This is a genomic window from Mesorhizobium waimense (assembly GCF_003601975.1).
GTDB lineage: Bacteria > Pseudomonadota > Alphaproteobacteria > Rhizobiales > Rhizobiaceae > Mesorhizobium > Mesorhizobium waimense.
In genome coordinates, this window is record NZ_QZWZ01000243.1 from 1 (window position 1) to 397 (window position 397).

The 397-nt window shown below is 63.2% G+C and carries 1 protein-coding gene; it reads right to left on the bottom strand.

Going from position 1 to position 397, the window contains the following annotated elements:
• Positions 1 to 107: 107 nt before the first annotated feature.
• On the bottom strand, positions 108 to 397 hold a 290-nt coding region (locus tag D3227_RS40845; protein WP_208646655.1), incomplete at its 5' end, for an alpha/beta fold hydrolase.

The following is a 397-nucleotide window of genomic DNA, read 5'->3' on the forward strand; positions in this document are numbered from 1 at the left end:
TGTCCCTTCGAGATGCCCCCGGGCAACCCATCCATTCTTTCGCGCGCGAACAAGGCGGGATTTGGCCGCGATTGTGAAATGAGCGTGGCGGCGCGCCAAACAGCGGCCTATCGAGCGGCCGGCAAGGTCCGCTTGAGGAAATTCGCGATCAGCCGCACCACCTCGTGGGGACGTTCGACCTGCGGGAGGTGGTTGACGCCATCGAGAACCGCCAGTTCGGCGTGCGCAAACAGCGAGGCAATCTCCTCACCCTGTTCGAGGGGCGTGGTCGTATCCTCTCGCCCCCAGATAACGAGAACGGGCGGCGTGAATGCGCGGTAGTTCGCCGGGTTGGCGGCAAGTGATTTTCGCGCGTCGTTGAAAAGGCCGCTGAACAGCCAATGGCCAACCGCATGGG